The organism is Escherichia sp. MR (assembly GCF_005280595.1).
Taxonomy (GTDB): Bacteria; Pseudomonadota; Gammaproteobacteria; order Enterobacterales; family Enterobacteriaceae; genus Escherichia; species Escherichia ruysiae.
The window spans coordinates 120,082-135,483 of sequence record NZ_SZVK01000001.1 but is presented as its reverse complement, the minus strand read 5'-3'; the positions used below and the strand labels follow the sequence as shown (position 1 = coordinate 135,483).

Sequence of the window (15,402 nt, the reverse complement as noted above, 5' to 3'; positions counted from 1 at the left end):
GGGAATAGAAAAGAGCCAGCGGGCGCTGGCTCTCGGAAAAACTAAATTAGAAGCTGGCGTTACGCGGAGTACGCGGGAACGGAATCACGTCACGCACGTTTTGCACACCAGTCACGTAGGCGATCAGACGTTCAAAACCAAGACCGAAACCGGAATGCGGAACAGTACCGTAGCGACGCAGATCGCGATACCACCAGTAATCTTCTTTGTTCAGGCCCATCTCCAGCATACGCTCGTCCAGTACGTCCAGACGCTCTTCGCGCTGTGAACCACCAATGATCTCACCGATGCCCGGTGCCAGAACGTCCATTGCCGCGACGGTTTTACCGTCTTCGTTAAGACGCATATAGAACGCCTTAATATCTTTCGGATAGTTTTTCACCACGACCGGCGCTTTAAAGTGTTCTTCTGCCAGGTAACGCTCATGCTCGGAAGAGAGATCCACGCCCCAGTAAACCGGGTTTTCAAATTTCTTACCGCAAGTTTCGAGGATGGTTACCGCATCGGTGTAATCAACCTGCGCAAAGTCGGCTTCAATGAAGCGTTCCAGACGGCTGACAGCATCTTTATCTACGCGTTCAGCGAAGAATTTCATGTCGTCTGCACGTTCTTCGAGAACCGCTTTGAAGACATATTTCAGCATGGCTTCAGCCAGACCGGCGATATCGTTCAGGTTAGCAAACGCCACTTCCGGCTCCAGCATCCAGAATTCCGCCAGATGCCGGCTGGTGTTGGAGTTTTCTGCACGGAAAGTCGGGCCGAAGGTATAAATTTTGGACAATGCGCAAGCGTAGGTTTCACCGTTCAACTGACCAGATACGGTCAGGAAAGACTCTTTACCGAAGAAGTCTTTGTCGAAATCCACTTTGCCCTGATCGTTACGCGGCAGGTTTTCCAGATCCAGCGTTGAAACGCGGAACATTTCGCCAGCGCCTTCGGTATCAGATGCGGTAATCAGTGGCGTTGAAACCCAGAAGAATCCCTGCTCGTTAAAGAAGCGATGCAGCGCCTGTGCCAGCGTGTGGCGAACGCGCGCAACAGCGCCAATCAGGTTGGTACGTGGACGCAGGTGAGCGACTTCACGCAGATACTCAATGCTGTGGCGCTTTGCTGCCATCGGGTAAGTATCTGGATCTTCAACCCAGCCGGCAACTTCAACGTTGCTGGCCTGAATTTCAAATTGTTGCCCCTGACCCGGCGACGCCACGACTTTACCCGTCACAATGACCGAGCAACCGGTGGTCAGACGCAGGACGTCTTCATTGTAATTGGGCAGAGAATTATTGATGACAGCCTGTACAGGATCAAAGCAGGAACCGTCATAAACGGCGAGGAAGGAGATGCCAGCTTTTGAATCTCGGCGGGTACGCACCCATCCGCGCACGGTGACTTCGCTGTCAACGGCTACGCGGCCCTGGAGTACGTCGGCTACAGGCACAACGCTCATAATATTCTCTCTGTTAATAGTCGGAAAAAATAAACACTTGTCCACCCGTCAATGGGGGGATACCTATGTTACCTGGCATCTGCAATCAGACAAGCAGAATTCGCAGATGGGACAAAAGATTTCGGAATAAAAGGCAAAAAAGGGAGCCGTTATGGCTCCCTGATGATATTAACTGGCTTTTTTAATATGCGGAAGGTCGAACGCTTTACGCAGCGCACGGACAAACGCTTTGTCATGGCAGATAGTTTTGCCAGGGCTGTCAGAAAGTTTCGCCACCGGTTTACCGTTACACTCCACCAGCTTAATCACAATATTCAGTGGTTTGACCTGGGGGATATCGCAGGTCAGGCGTGTACCGATACCAAAACTTAATTGCACACGGGAAGAGAAGTGGCGATAAAGCTCGACCGCTTTGCGTAAATCCAGATTGTCAGAGAAAACCAGCGTTTTGCTCTGCGGATCAATTCCCAGCTTCTCATAATGTGCAATGGCTTTTTCGCCCCATTCTACCGGGTCGCCGGAATCATGGCGAAGCCCCTGGTAACGACTGGCAAATTCCACGCCGAAATCACGCAGAAAGGCATCCATAGTAATGCAGTCGGTTAACGCAATGCCAAGTTGGTCAGGATATTCTTCCAGCCACGCAGCAAGTGCAGCGCGCTGACTATTGGCAAGATCCGGGCTGATTTGTTGATGCGCCTGGAACCATTCATGCGCCTGTGTTCCCATCGGGGTGAGGGAAAGCCGACGTGCCAGATCGTAGTTACTGGTGCCAACGAACCAGGGTTCCTGTTGCAAACGTTTAACGATGGTTTCTTGTACTTCGCGGGAAAAACGGCGGCGAGTGCCGAAATCCATCAGATGGAAGCGCGACATCTCAAGATCGGCGGTTAACGCCGAAAAGTCGACTAATTTGCTTTCCAGCGTATCGAGGGCTTGCGCAACGTCGGCCTGCGGTGAGCGATAGCGATGTACCATTTCACTGATGACCGCCAGCAGAGGAACTTCCCAGAGGATGACTTCACGCCACGGGCCGGTTAAACGAATATCCAGCTTACCGTTATCGTTGGTGACGGTGACCTGTTCCGGGTTAAAGCGGAACTCGCGCAGCCAGTTGAGATAGTCGGCCTTAAAAAAAGGCAGGGCAGAGAGCCATTGATATTCATCATCCTGCAGGCGCAGGTGCTGCATCGCCTGAACCTGTTCACGAATAGCATCGGCATAAATACCCAGCAGATCGTCACCTCGGCAACGAAACTCCGCCGCGACATGCACATCATAATAGTGATGAAACACGGCTTGCTGCATATGCAACTTATAAGCATCTGTATCCAGCAACGAGTGCAGAACAGGAGAAGCGAATTGTGTCATAGGTGCGCAGTAGCGTCCTCGTACGGGAGCGTTTAGTACAATAAACATCTTCAGGAACTGCTGGAGTATACCTTGTTTCGCAATTTATTGAACCCCGATCACACCATATGCCACCTTTATGGTCGATGGCATTGCGCACCTTATGTTATAAAAATGTAGCAATAAAAGCGTTTGTACCTGAAAAGATGAAGATTCTGCGTAGCGAGATTTATGCAACAGGAATAGACTGAACACCTGACTCTATAAAAGATGCTAAAGGTTATTTATGACTCAACAGCCACAAGCCAAATACCGTCACGACTATCGTGCGCCGGATTACCAGATTACTGATATTGACTTGACCTTTGACCTGAACGCGCAAAAGACGGTGGTTACCGCGATCAGCCAGGCTGTCCGTCATGGTGCATCAGATGCTCCGCTTCGTCTGGACGGCGAAGCCCTTAAACTAGTCTCTATTCATATTAATGATGAGCCGTGGACAGCCTGGAAAGAAGAAGAGGGCGCACTGATCATCAGTAATTTACCGGAACGTTTTACGCTCAAGATTATTAATGAAATTAGCCCGGCGTCCAACACCGCGCTGGAAGGGCTTTACCAGTCAGGCGATGCGCTCTGCACTCAGTGTGAGGCTGAAGGTTTCCGCCATATTACGTACTATCTTGATCGCCCGGATGTGCTGGCGCGTTTTACCACCAAAATTATTGCGGATAAAACCAAATACCCGTTCCTGCTTTCCAACGGTAACCGTGTTGCGCAAGGCGAACTGGAAAATGGACGTCACTGGGTACAGTGGCAGGATCCGTTCCCGAAACCGAGCTATCTGTTTGCGCTGGTAGCTGGTGACTTCGATGTACTTCGCGACACTTTCACTACCCGCTCCGGTCGCGAAGTGGCGCTGGAGTTGTATGTCGATCGCGGCAATCTTGATCGCGCGCCGTGGGCGATGACCTCGCTGAAAAATTCCATGAAGTGGGATGAAGAACGCTTTGGTCTGGAGTATGACCTCGACATCTATATGATCGTTGCAGTGGATTTCTTCAACATGGGCGCAATGGAGAATAAAGGTCTCAACATCTTTAACTCCAAATATGTGCTGGCGCGTACCGACACTGCAACCGATAAAGATTATCTCGACATTGAGCGTGTCATCGGTCATGAATATTTCCATAACTGGACCGGCAACCGCGTTACCTGCCGTGACTGGTTCCAGCTCAGTTTGAAGGAAGGCTTGACTGTTTTCCGCGATCAGGAGTTCAGTTCTGACCTTGGTTCCCGCGCGGTAAACCGTATCAACAACGTGCGCACCATGCGCGGATTGCAGTTTGCGGAAGACGCCAGTCCGATGGCGCACCCAATCCGTCCGGATATGGTCATTGAAATGAACAACTTCTACACCCTGACCGTTTACGAGAAGGGCGCGGAAGTGATTCGTATGATCCACACTCTGCTGGGTGAAGAAAACTTCCAGAAAGGGATGCAGCTCTATTTCGAGCGTCACGATGGTAGTGCTGCGACCTGCGACGATTTCGTTCAGGCGATGGAAGATGCGTCAAATGTCGATCTTTCCCATTTCCGTCGCTGGTACAGCCAGTCCGGTACGCCGATTGTGACTGTTAAAGACGACTACAATCCGGAAACCGAGCAGTACACCCTGACCATCAGCCAGCGCACACCAGCCACGCCGGATCAGGCAGAAAAACAGCCGCTACATATTCCGTTTGCTATCGAACTGTATGACAACGAAGGCAAAGTGATTCCGTTGCAGAAGGGTGGCCATCCGGTCAATCCGGTATTGAATGTCACCCAGGCGGAACAGACCTTTGTCTTCGATAACGTCTACTTCCAGCCTGTGCCTGCGCTGCTTTGCGAATTTTCTGCGCCGGTGAAACTGGAATATAAGTGGAGCGACCAGCAACTGACTTTCCTGATGCGCCATGCGCGTAATGATTTCTCTCGCTGGGATGCGGCGCAAAGCCTGCTCGCAACCTACATCAAACTGAACGTCGCCCGTCATCAGCAAGGTCAACCATTGTCTTTACCAGCACATGTTGCCGATGCTTTCCGCGCGGTACTGCTCGATGAGAAGATTGATCCGGCGCTGGCGGCAGAAATCCTGACGCTGCCTTCCGTCAATGAAATGGCAGAACTGTTCGATATCATCGACCCGATTGCCATTGCTGAAGTGCGCGAAGCTCTCACCCGTACTCTGGCGGCTGAACTGGCGGATGAGTTGCTTGCTATTTATAACGCGAATTACCAGAGCGAGTACCGCGTTGAGCATGAAGATATTGCAAAACGCACTCTGCGTAATGCCTGCCTGCGTTTCCTCGCTTTTGGTGAAACGCATCTGGCTGACGTGCTGGTGAGCAAGCAGTTCCACGAGGCCAACAATATGACCGATGCGTTGGCGGCGCTCTCGGCGGCGGTTGCTGCGCAGTTACCATGTCGTGATGCGCTGATGCAGGAGTACGACGACAAATGGCATCAGGACGGTCTGGTGATGGATAAATGGTTTATCCTGCAAGCCACCAGTCCGGCGGCGAATGTACTGGAGACGGTGCGCAGCCTGTTGCAGCATCGTTCGTTCACCATGAGCAACCCGAACCGTATTCGTTCGTTGATTGGGGCGTTTGCGGGCAGCAACCCGGCTGCGTTCCATGCCGAAGATGGCAGCGGTTATCAGTTCCTGGTGGAAATGCTCACCGACCTGAACAGCCGTAACCCGCAGGTGGCTTCGCGCCTGATTGAGCCGTTGATTCGCCTGAAACGTTACGATGCTAAACGTCAGGCGAAAATGCGTGCGGCGCTGGAGCAGTTAAAAGGACTGGAAAATCTTTCTGGTGATCTGTACGAGAAGATCACCAAAGCTCTGGCTTGATACAAACATGCCTGATGCGACGCTTGCCGCGTCTTATCAGGCAACCTGTTGAAACTGCTGGTTTTGTAGGCCGGATAAGGCGTTCACGCCGCATCCGGCAACCGTGCCCAACGGCCTGATGCGACGCTTGCTGCGTCTTATCAGGCCTACAAGCCCGTTGAAACTGCTGGTTTTATGCGCCGCATCCGGCATATTAACCATGACGCCGAATCGGTTGTTCAGAATGCCCACGCTGCATCACCCGCTGCAACACTTCCGCTTCCAGCTCCGCTAATCGTACCGACCCTAACCGGCGCGGACGGGGTATATCCACCGTCAAATCCAGACCAATTTTTCCTTCTTCAATTAACAGCACCCGGTCAGCCATCGCCACCGCTTCGCTCACATCATGCGTTACCAGCAAGACGGTAAAACCGTGCTCCTGCCAAAGTGACACAATCAAATCCTGCACCTCCAGTCGCGTTAAGGCGTCCAGTGCCCCGAGCGGTTCATCAAGCAACAATAAACCCGGTCGATGAATCAACGCTCTTGCCAGCGCCACACGCTGTTTCTGCCCGCCAGACAGCGCCGCAGGCCATTCCCTGGCGCGATTCTCCAGCCCTACCGCAGCCAGCGCCTGACGCGCGGCATTGCGCTACTGGCCTTTCAGACCTAACCCAACGTTATCAATTACCGATTTCCACGGCAGCAGACGGGCATCCTGAAACATCATGCGTGTATCGTCCTGAATTTCGGCAAGTGGCGTTGTACCCGCTAACACATCGCCTGCGGTTGGCGTTTCCAGCCCCGCCAGCAGGCGCAGCAGGGTACTTTTGCCACCACCGCTGCGACCGACCACTGCCACAAACTGACCCGCTGGAATATGCAAATCCAGGTGGTTCAGGACGATATTATCCGCGTAATGTTTGCATACCGCATTGAGCAACAGCGGTGTGCCCTGGTTCAGACGAGCAGTATTCATACCGTGGCCTCCTTCAGATGATAAGCCGGGTTCCAGCGCAACCAGAGGCGCTCTAATAGTTGCGCGCTGACGTCAGCAAGTTTGCCGAGCAGGGCGTAAAGAATAATGGCGACCACCACCACGTCCGTTTGCAGAAACTCCCGCGCATTCATTGCCAGATAACCAATGCCTGAATTGGCAGAAATGGTTTCGGCAACAATCAGCGTTAGCCACATCAGACCCAACGCAAAACGCACGCCGACCATAATTGAGGGCAGGGCTCCGGGCAGGATCACATGGATAAACAGCGGCACGCCGGATAAGCCATAGCTGCGCGCCATCTCTACCAGCCCGCGATCGATATTACGGATCCCATGCCAGGTGTTGATATAAATGGGGAATAGCGTGCCAAGCGCCACCAGGAAAATCTTTGCGGACTCATCAATGCCAAACCACAAAATCACCAGCGGGATCAGCGCCAGATGCGGTACGTTGCGCAACATCTGAATTGAGGTATCCAGTAGTCGCTCACCCCAGCGTGACAGCCCGCTAATCAGCCCCAGAATCAACCCCAGCGATCCGCCAATGGAAAAACCAATCAGCGCCCGCCAGGAGCTGATCGCCAGATGCTGCCACAATTCGCCGCTGGCTGAGAGCGTCCAGAACGCCGTCACCACCCCTTGCGGAGAGGGCAAAATACGCGTCGACAACCAGCCAACTGAGGAGGCCAGTTGCCACACCGCCACGATGCCCACCGGTAAAAACCAGGGGGCAACGCGCAATAACCACTTTTTCACTGGCGTTGCCATCATTTTGTTCCTTAGCTTTGCGCGACTTTACGGGGGATAAAATCATTTGCCACCGCTTCGCCTTGCGGATTCAGCGGCTGCGGCTGGGGAATTTCCGGGATGGCGACATCCAGATGCGGGAACAGCAATTCGCCAACCCGATACGCTTCTTCCAGATGCGGGTAGCCCGAAAGCACAAAACTGTCGATGCCAAGCGCGGCGTATTCGTTGATTCGCGCAGCGACTGTCGGCCCATCGCCCACCAGCGCCGTTCCGGCACCGCCGCGTACTAAGCCAACTCCCGCCCATAAATTGGGGCTGATCTCCAGATTGTCGCGCTTGCCGTTATGTAGCGCCGCCATTCGCTGTTGTCCTACGGAATCCGTCCGGGCGAATGCGGCCTGTGCTTTGGCGATAGTTTCATCATCAAGATGCGAGATTAACCGCTCGGCGGCCTGCCAGGCTTCGTCGTTGGTTTCGCGGACAATTACATGCAGACGAATACCGAAACGAATTTTGCGCCCATGCGCGGCAGCTTTTGCCCGCACTTGTTCTATCTTCTCTTTTACCCGCTCCGGCGGCTCGCCCCAGGTGAGATAGAGATCAACCTGTTCGGCAGCCAGATCCTGAGCGACGTCGGACGATCCGCCAAAGTAAAGTGGCGGATACGGCTGTTGAATCGGCGGGAAGAGCAGTTTTGCTCCGCGCACATGAATATGTTTACCGTTGAAATCGACGGTTTCTCCCTGCAATAAACGTCGCCAGACCTGAGTAAATTCCGCCGAGGCTTCGTAACGCTCGCTATGATCAAGGAACACGCCGTCGCCTGCCAGCTCTTGCGGATCGCTGCCTGTGACCAGGTTAAACAACGCGCGTCCATTAGAGAGGCGATCAAGCGTGGCAGCCTGGCGAGCGGCTACGGTAGGCGATGTCACACTTGGGCGTAGGGCGACGAGGAACTTAAGCCGTTGCGTCACCGGGATCATCGATGCCGCCACCAGCCACGCATCTTCGCAGGAACGGCCTGTTGGGATCAGCACGCCGGTATAGCCAAGACGATCCGCCGCTTGTGCAATCTGTTGCAGATACCCATGATCAACCGGGCGAGACCCTTCTTCCGTTCCCAGATAATGACCGTCACCGTGCGTGGGTAAAAACCAGAACATATTCAGACTCATAATTGTTTTCCTTCCAGTTGAGTGGGCTGCCAGATGCGTTGGCGGATATCGACTTTTTTCGGCACCAGACGATTTTCATAAAACAGGTCGGCAGTGTGTTGCTGTAAAGCGGCAACCTCGGCGTTCACGGGTTTGATGGTGGTAGGGGGGCGATGGTCAAGATATGAGGCAATGACCGGCGCCGGTAAACCCATTGTTTTTGCCAACAGGGCGATGCTTTGTTCGCGCTGGCTATGGGTTAACGCATCGGCCTCGCTAAAGGTTGCCAGTACGCCCTGAATAAATGCGCCGTTTTTTTCTGCATACGGACGGGCTGCCAGATAAAACGATCCGGTTTGATTGAGATCGGTGCCATCTTTCAGCACCCGCACGCCGCCCTGCAATAACGCAGCGGAGTAGTAGGGATCCCAGATAGCCCAGGCGTCGACGTTACCCTGCTGGAATGCAGCGCGCGCATCGGCGGGCGTCAGATAGGTCGGCTGGATATCAGTGAAATTAAGCCCGGCTTGTTGCAGTGCGCGCAGTAAAAGGTTGTGCGAACTTGAACCTTTCTGAAACGCGACTTTGTGGCCCTTTAGTTCAGCCACAGTTTTGATCGGGCTGTTTTCGGGCACCAGAATCACTTCGGCTTTTGGTTTCGGTGGCTCGACACCGACGTAGACCAAATCAGCACCGGCGGCCTGAGCAAAAATTGGAGGAATGTCCCCCGTACTGCCCAGATCGATACTGCCGACGTTTAACGCCTCCAACATTTGCGGACCAGCGGGAAACTCCACCCACGAGATTTTGGTTTGCGGATAGCGTGTTTCCAGTAACTGGTGGCTTTTTGCCAGCACCATGCTGATGCTGCCTTTTTGATAACCTATCCGTAACGCTTCAGGAGAAGACTCCGCAGCAATCGTGAGCGTAGAGACGCTGAATAATCCCATCAGCACCAGTTTAAAAATATTACGCATGAGCGTTACCTCGCAGAGAGAGAAGGTCAGGAACCTGGACATCGCGGCGGTGCAGCGCCTGCCAGAAGGTATCGAGCGTGGTATCTAGACGGGATTGCAGATTCGGCGTGAATTGCGGCTTATGTTGGAAATCAAGCACCTGCGAGTCATCGGCAAATACGCCGTGTAGGATCTCCTGCGCTTTTAAGGCGCTTAGTACCGGTTTGAGGGCATAATCGACAGCCAGTAGATGAGCCACCGTGCCACCTGTCGCCAGCGGCAACACCACTTTTCCTTGTAGTGCGCGTTCTGGTAGCAGGTCGAGAAGCGTTTTCAGTGCGCCGGAATAGGCGGCTTTGTAGACGGGAGTGGCGACAATCAGCCCATCAGCCTGTTGCAACTGATCGGTGAAAGTCTTGAGTGCCGGACTATCGAAACGGGCATAAAGCAAATCTTCCGGGGCGAAGTTTTGCAGATTCCAGTGATAAACTTCCACATCCAGGCCATTCAATTTTTCCCGCGCATATTCTAGCAAAGAGCTGGAGCGAGAAGGAAAGCGAGGACTTCCTGCCAGGGTAATGACACGCATACTCTCTCCTTATAACCAATAGTTCTTGTTTTGTTAAAATTGATAACAATTCGGTCAGTCTGACAGAGAGAGCTTGTGAGTCGAAATGATTTATCTGATGAAGAAAAGCCAAAAAAAGCATAAAAAAAGCACAACAAGAAAACGTTTGCTATTTATTGCCACAGGTCAATTCCCTTTTGATCCGAACTCGCACATAATACGCACCCGGTTTGCACACCGGGAATCCAGGAGAGTTCATGTACTACCCCTTCGTTCGTAAAGCCCTTTTTCAGCTCGATCCTGAGCGCGCTCATGAGTTTACTTTTCAGCAATTACGTCGCATTACCGGAACGCCGTTTGAAGCACTTGTTCGACAGAACGTTCCAGCGAAACCGGTTAACTGCATGGGACTGACCTTTAAAAATCCGCTTGGTCTGGCTGCCGGTCTTGATAAAGACGGGGAGTGTATTGACGCTTTAGGCGCAATGGGATTTGGATCGATCGAGATCGGCACTGTCACCCCTCGTCCACAACCAGGAAATGACAAGCCGCGTCTCTTCCGTCTGGTGGATGCTGAAGGTTTGATCAACCGTATGGGCTTTAATAACCTCGGCGTTGATAACCTCGTTGAGAACGTTAAAAAAGCACATTATGACGGCGTTCTGGGAATTAATATCGGTAAAAATAAAGATACACCGGTTGAGCAAGGCAAAGATGACTATCTGATTTGTATGGAAAAAATCTACGCCTATGCAGGATATATTGCCATCAATATTTCATCACCGAATACCCCAGGATTACGTACTCTGCAATATGGCGAAGCACTGGATGATTTATTAACGGCAATTAAAAATAAGCAAAATGATTTGCAAGCGATGCACCATAAATATGTGCCGATCGCAGTGAAGATCGCACCGGATCTTTCTGAAGAAGAGTTGATCCAGGTTGCCGATAGTTTGGTACGTCATAATATTGATGGCGTTATTGCGACTAATACCACCCTCGATCGTTCTTTAGTTCAGGGAATGAAAAATTGCGATCAAACCGGTGGCTTAAGTGGTCGTCCGTTGCAATTAAAAAGCACAGAAATTATTCGCCGCTTGTCGCAGGAATTAAACGGTCGTTTACCGATCATTGGTGTTGGTGGTATTGACTCGGTTATTGCTGCCCGTGAGAAGATAGCAGCGGGGGCTTCACTGGTGCAAATTTATTCTGGTTTTATTTTTAAAGGACCACCGCTGATTAAAGAAATCGTTACTCATATCTAATTATTTCTTTCACTTTCTCTTTATAAGATAATCAGGGCTTTATTTTCAGCCCTGGTTGTTTTATATTCATTCCTGTTACTTATTTAGACATTTTGTACTTTTCTTGTTGAGGTTATTAAGCAAAGCGACAATGGAATGTGTTGCAGTGAATTTATAGGGTAGAGGAGAGGCATATGCGAATTAAACCAGACGATAACTGGCGTTGGTATTACGATGAAGAGCATGATCGAATGATGCTTGATTTAGCCAATGGTATGCTGTTTCGCTCACGTTTTGCGCGTAAAATGTTGACGCCGGATGCTTTTTCTCCTGCGGGATTTTGCGTTGATGACGCCGCGCTCTATTTCACGTTTGAAGAAAAATGCCGCGACCTTAACTTATCAAAAGAACAAAAAGCTGAACTGGTGCTTAATGCACTGGTAGCGATTCGTTATCTCAAACCGCAAATGCCGAAAAGCTGGCATTTTGTTTCTCATGGCGAAATGTGGGCTCCAGCGTCAGGTGATGCTGCCTGTGTCTGGTTAAGCGACACCAATGAGCAAGTCAATTTGCTGGTTATTGAATCTGGCGAAAATGCCGCACTGTGCCTGCTGGCGCAACCTTGCGTCGTCATCGCCGGGCGCGCCATGCAACTGGGTGACGCCATCAAAATTATGAATGACAGGCTGAGACCGCATGTGAGTTATGACAGCGTCAGCCTTGAACAAGCCGTTTAACTTTTCAGTTTCAATGCAGTCTTCGGTACGCAACTACAGCAAAGAATTGTTCCATCGTCACTCATAGCTGATTTTTTCAGCGGGGTGACTTCGCCTTCGAGAAGCTGAACACGACAACTTCCGCATATGCCGACACGGCAAGAATAGGGAATACGAATCCCTTGATTTTCTAATTGTTCCAGCAGTACCTGTTGGTTATTACCGCGAAATGCCCGCCCTTGCCAGTTGATGTCAACATTCGCGTTTGGTTGTTGTGTCGCAGTGAAAGTATCGTCGGCTGCGGCCGCACCGTAGACTTTTGCCGGTGCTGTCGCTAGGATTTCCACCTCATCGCCAACACGGATAACACCACTGTTACGGGCAATTAAGTTTTGACCGAAATCGACATCGCCATTATCCTGGGCTGTACGGAAAGATTGCAGCGTTTTTAATGGTTCGCCAGCCGGATGCTTTTGCCCTTTTTCCGGGCTAACGGTGGTGAAAATACAACGGCTACAAGGTTTCACCACATCGAACACCACATCGCCAATACGAATCACTTTCCAGGTGTCTTCTTCCCACGCGGCTACGCCAGAAACAACCAGATTGGGACGGAATTGTTCCATTTTGACGCTTGCCGGACAGCGTTGTTGGAGATCGCGCAATGAAGCTTCATTGACGAGCAGATACGGATAGCCATCAGCGAATGACAGGGGTACAGTGTTGTGGCGTTTTACGCGCCGCGTCATCTGTGGCCCCACCCAGCGCAATTGCACGTCGCGGGAGAAAAATCCGCTTAACCATTTGTTTATCTCATCTGGCGCAATGCGCGCAGTAAAATGGTTACCCCACACTTCCGTTGGTGCGTCCTGTTCGGCGAAATCGGCAAAGCGTACCCACGCACTACTACCATCGGGCGCAGTGAGATGCAGACCGTCATGAACGGGAGATGGGGTAAAGCGCACCATCTGTGGAAACTGACGGGCGGTAATAAATGTACCGTCGGGTTCTGTCAGCATAAAAATGCGATCGAAGGCCAGCCCGCTGATATCTGCAAGAGCGTGTGTCAGACCGATGCCACGCATGGATTTAACAGGATGAATAAAAAGCCGGGTTAATGTCGCCACGGTGCGGTCCCCAAATGAAAATAAGCCCTCAACTTTATGACATGACGGACTTATTAGCTATAATGCGCAACAATTTTCTTAGAGTAAAAGTGACGATATGAATTCTCTGTTTGCCAGTACGGCCCGTGGGCTGGAAGAGCTGTTAAAAACTGAACTGGAAAACCTGGGGGCCGTTGAATGCCAGGTGGTTCAGGGTGGGGTCCATTTCAAGGGCGACACGCGGCTTGTATACCAGAGCCTGATGTGGAGCCGCCTGGCCTCGCGTATTATGTTGCCGCTGGGCGAGTGCAAGGTTTACAGCGATTTAGACCTCTATCTCGGCGTTCAGGCGATCAACTGGACAGAGATGTTTAATCCTGGCGCGACCTTTGCTGTCCACTTTAGCGGTCTGAATGACACTATCCGCAACAGCCAGTATGGCGCGATGAAAGTTAAAGACGCAATTGTTGATGCTTTCACGCGTAAAAATCTGCCGCGACCAAATGTTGATCGCGATGCGCCGGATATTCGCGTTAACGTCTGGCTGCATAAAGAAACCGCCAGTATCGCTCTCGACTTAAGTGGTGATGGTTTGCATCTGCGTGGTTATCGTGACCGTGCCGGTATTGCGCCAATCAAAGAAACACTGGCGGCAGCCATTGTGATGCGATCTGGCTGGCAGCCAGGAACACCACTGCTCGACCCGATGTGTGGTTCCGGTACGTTGCTGATTGAAGCCGCGATGCTGGCGACCGACCGCGCGCCGGGCCTGCACCGTGGGCGTTGGGGATTTAGCGGCTGGGCGCAGCACGACGAAGCCATCTGGCAGGAAGTGAAAGTGGAAGCACAAACTCGCGCCCGTAAAGGTCTGGCAGAATACAGCTCTCATTTCTACGGTTCCGACAGCGATGCGCGGGTGATTCAACGTGCGCGTACTAACGCCCGCCTGGCGGGGATTGGCGAACTGATCACTTTTGAGGTGAAAGATGTCGCGCAGCTGACCAATCCGCTACCAAAAGGACCGTATGGCACCGTACTGAGCAACCCGCCATACGGTGAGCGTCTGGACAGCGAACCGGCGCTGATTGCGCTGCATAGCCTGCTGGGCCGAATCATGAAAAACCAGTTCGGTGGCTGGAATCTCTCTTTATTCAGCGCCTCGCCGGATTTGCTAAGTTGTCTGCAATTGCGCGCAGACAAACAGTACAAGGCGAAAAATGGCCCGCTGGACTGCGTGCAGAAAAACTACCACGTTGCCGAAAGTACCCCGGACAGCAAACCGGCGATGGTGGCGGAAGATTACGCCAACCGTCTGCGTAAGAACCTGAAGAAATTCGAAAAATGGGCGCGGCAGGAAGGGATTGAATGTTACCGCCTGTATGACGCCGATTTGCCAGAATACAACGTCGCTGTTGACCGCTACGCCGACTGGGTGGTCGTGCAGGAGTACGCGCCGCCGAAGACCATCGATGCGCACAAAGCGCGTCAACGTTTGTTCGATATTATCGCTGCGACCATTTCGGTACTGGGGATTGCGCCAAACAAACTGGTGCTGAAAACCCGTGAACGCCAGAAGGGCAAAAATCAGTATCAGAAACTGGGCGAGAAGGGCGAGTTTCTTGAAGTCACCGAATATAACGCGCACCTGTGGGTGAACCTGACGGATTACCTTGATACGGGTTTGTTCCTCGATCACCGTATCGCCCGTCGTATGCTCGGTCAGATGAGTAAAGGCAAAGATTTCCTCAACCTGTTCTCCTATACCGGTAGCGCCACCGTGCACGCGGGCTTAGGCGGCGCGCGCACCACCACCACGGTGGATATGTCGCGTACTTATCTGGAGTGGGCAGAACGCAACCTGCGTCTGAATGGCTTAACCGGCCGTGCGCATCGCCTGATTCAGGCCGATTGTCTGGCGTGGTTGCGTGAAGCTAATGAACAGTTCGATCTGATTTTTATCGATCCGCCAACCTTCTCTAACTCAAAACGAATGGAAGATGCGTTTGATGTTCAGCGCGATCATCTGGCGCTGATGAAAGATTTGAAGCGTCTGCTGCGTGCTGGCGGGACTATCATGTTCTCGAACAACAAGCGTGGCTTCCGTATGGATCTTGACGGACTGGCAAAACTGGGACTGAAAGCACAAGAAATTACGCAAAAAACGCTCTCCCAGGATTTCGCCCGTAACCGCCAGATCCACAACTGCTGGCTGATTACCGCAGCCTGAA

General features: G+C 52.0%; 11 protein-coding genes and 1 pseudogene. 4 read left to right on the top strand and 8 right to left on the bottom strand.

Features of this window, described 5'->3' with window-relative positions; all coding sequences use genetic code 11:
* Positions 1-46: 46 nt before the first annotated feature.
* Both asnS and pncB read right to left on the bottom strand, forming a co-directional pair.
* The gene (gene asnS, locus FC814_RS00705) at positions 47-1,447 is read right to left on the bottom strand and encodes an asparagine--tRNA ligase (protein WP_137325368.1); all 1,401 of its coding nucleotides are present in this window, start codon (positions 1,445-1,447) and stop codon (positions 47-49) included.
* A gap of 168 nt (positions 1,448-1,615) precedes the next feature.
* Positions 1,616-2,818 carry a nicotinate phosphoribosyltransferase gene (pncB, locus tag FC814_RS00700; protein WP_010344462.1) on the bottom strand — a complete coding sequence of 401 codons (1,203 nt, stop codon included), beginning with the start codon at positions 2,816-2,818 and terminating at the stop codon, positions 1,616-1,618.
* 265 nt (positions 2,819-3,083) lie between these two features.
* On the opposite strand from pncB, the gene pepN reads away from it, so the two are divergent.
* The gene (gene pepN / locus FC814_RS00695; RefSeq protein WP_105280974.1) at positions 3,084-5,696 is read left to right on the top strand and encodes an aminopeptidase N; all 2,613 of its coding nucleotides are present in this window, start codon (positions 3,084-3,086) and stop codon (positions 5,694-5,696) included.
* A gap of 193 nt (positions 5,697-5,889) precedes the next feature.
* Here the strand turns inward: pepN and ssuB are convergent.
* The 5 genes and pseudogenes from ssuB to ssuE form a co-directional block, all read right to left on the bottom strand.
* Positions 5,890-6,657, bottom strand: a pseudogene (gene ssuB, locus FC814_RS00690) (aliphatic sulfonates ABC transporter ATP-binding protein).
* Positions 6,654-7,445: an aliphatic sulfonate ABC transporter permease SsuC gene (gene ssuC, locus FC814_RS00685; RefSeq protein ID WP_000235208.1), complete on the bottom strand. Its 792-nt coding sequence runs from the start codon at positions 7,443-7,445 to the stop codon at positions 6,654-6,656. Before ssuC ends, ssuB begins: the two are co-directional and overlap by 4 nt.
* 11 nt (positions 7,446-7,456) lie before the next feature.
* The gene (ssuD, locus tag FC814_RS00680; RefSeq protein WP_137325367.1) at positions 7,457-8,602 is read right to left on the bottom strand and encodes an FMNH2-dependent alkanesulfonate monooxygenase; all 1,146 of its coding nucleotides are present in this window, start codon (positions 8,600-8,602) and stop codon (positions 7,457-7,459) included.
* Complete coding sequence (ssuA, locus tag FC814_RS00675; protein WP_001244251.1) at positions 8,599-9,558, bottom strand: aliphatic sulfonate ABC transporter substrate-binding protein SsuA; 960 nt, start codon at positions 9,556-9,558, stop codon at positions 8,599-8,601. Before ssuA ends, ssuD begins: the two co-directional genes overlap by 4 nt.
* The gene (ssuE, locus tag FC814_RS00670) at positions 9,551-10,126 is read right to left on the bottom strand and encodes an NADPH-dependent FMN reductase (RefSeq protein WP_137325366.1); all 576 of its coding nucleotides are present in this window, start codon (positions 10,124-10,126) and stop codon (positions 9,551-9,553) included. The genes ssuA and ssuE overlap by 8 nt, the downstream gene beginning before the upstream one ends.
* Before the next feature lie 236 nt (positions 10,127-10,362).
* Here ssuE and pyrD point away from each other — a divergent pair, with 236 nt between their 5' ends.
* Positions 10,363-11,373 carry a quinone-dependent dihydroorotate dehydrogenase gene (gene pyrD, locus FC814_RS00660; RefSeq protein ID WP_010344456.1) on the top strand — a complete coding sequence of 337 codons (1,011 nt, stop codon included), beginning with the start codon at positions 10,363-10,365 and terminating at the stop codon, positions 11,371-11,373.
* Between the two features lie 173 nt (positions 11,374-11,546).
* Positions 11,547-12,089, top strand: a complete 543-nt coding sequence (gene zapC / locus FC814_RS00655) for a cell division protein ZapC (protein WP_001220665.1) — start codon at positions 11,547-11,549, stop codon at positions 12,087-12,089.
* Here zapC and ycbX read toward each other — a convergent pair.
* On the bottom strand, positions 12,086-13,195 hold the full coding sequence (gene ycbX, locus FC814_RS00650) for a 6-N-hydroxylaminopurine resistance protein YcbX (RefSeq protein WP_137325364.1): 1,110 nt from the start codon (positions 13,193-13,195) through the stop codon (positions 12,086-12,088). The two genes, zapC and ycbX, sit on opposite strands and share 4 nt — an antisense overlap.
* A gap of 97 nt (positions 13,196-13,292) precedes the next feature.
* On the opposite strand from ycbX, the gene rlmKL reads away from it, so the two are divergent.
* Positions 13,293-15,401, top strand: coding sequence for a bifunctional 23S rRNA (guanine(2069)-N(7))-methyltransferase RlmK/23S rRNA (guanine(2445)-N(2))-methyltransferase RlmL (gene rlmKL, locus FC814_RS00645; protein ID WP_137325363.1), 2,109 nt, complete (start codon positions 13,293-13,295; stop codon positions 15,399-15,401).
* Position 15,402: the final 1 nt, after the last annotated feature.

Bases quoted from the DNA above. Each gene is read 5' to 3' on its own strand.
- asnS (WP_137325368.1), bottom strand. From the start codon at position 1,447: ATGAGCGTTGTGCCTGTAGCCGACGTACTCCAGGGCCGCGTAGCCGTT.
- pncB (WP_010344462.1), bottom strand. From the start codon at position 2,818: ATGACACAATTCGCTTCTCCTGTTCTGCACTCGTTGCTGGATACAGAT.
- pepN (WP_105280974.1), top strand. From the start codon at position 3,084: ATGACTCAACAGCCACAAGCCAAATACCGTCACGACTATCGTGCGCCG.
- ssuC (WP_000235208.1), bottom strand. From the start codon at position 7,445: ATGGCAACGCCAGTGAAAAAGTGGTTATTGCGCGTTGCCCCCTGGTTT.
- ssuD (WP_137325367.1), bottom strand. From the start codon at position 8,602: ATGAGTCTGAATATGTTCTGGTTTTTACCCACGCACGGTGACGGTCAT.
- ssuA (WP_001244251.1), bottom strand. From the start codon at position 9,558: ATGCGTAATATTTTTAAACTGGTGCTGATGGGATTATTCAGCGTCTCT.
- ssuE (WP_137325366.1), bottom strand. From the start codon at position 10,126: ATGCGTGTCATTACCCTGGCAGGAAGTCCTCGCTTTCCTTCTCGCTCC.
- pyrD (WP_010344456.1), top strand. From the start codon at position 10,363: ATGTACTACCCCTTCGTTCGTAAAGCCCTTTTTCAGCTCGATCCTGAG.
- zapC (WP_001220665.1), top strand. From the start codon at position 11,547: ATGCGAATTAAACCAGACGATAACTGGCGTTGGTATTACGATGAAGAG.
- rlmKL (WP_137325363.1), top strand. From the start codon at position 13,293: ATGAATTCTCTGTTTGCCAGTACGGCCCGTGGGCTGGAAGAGCTGTTA.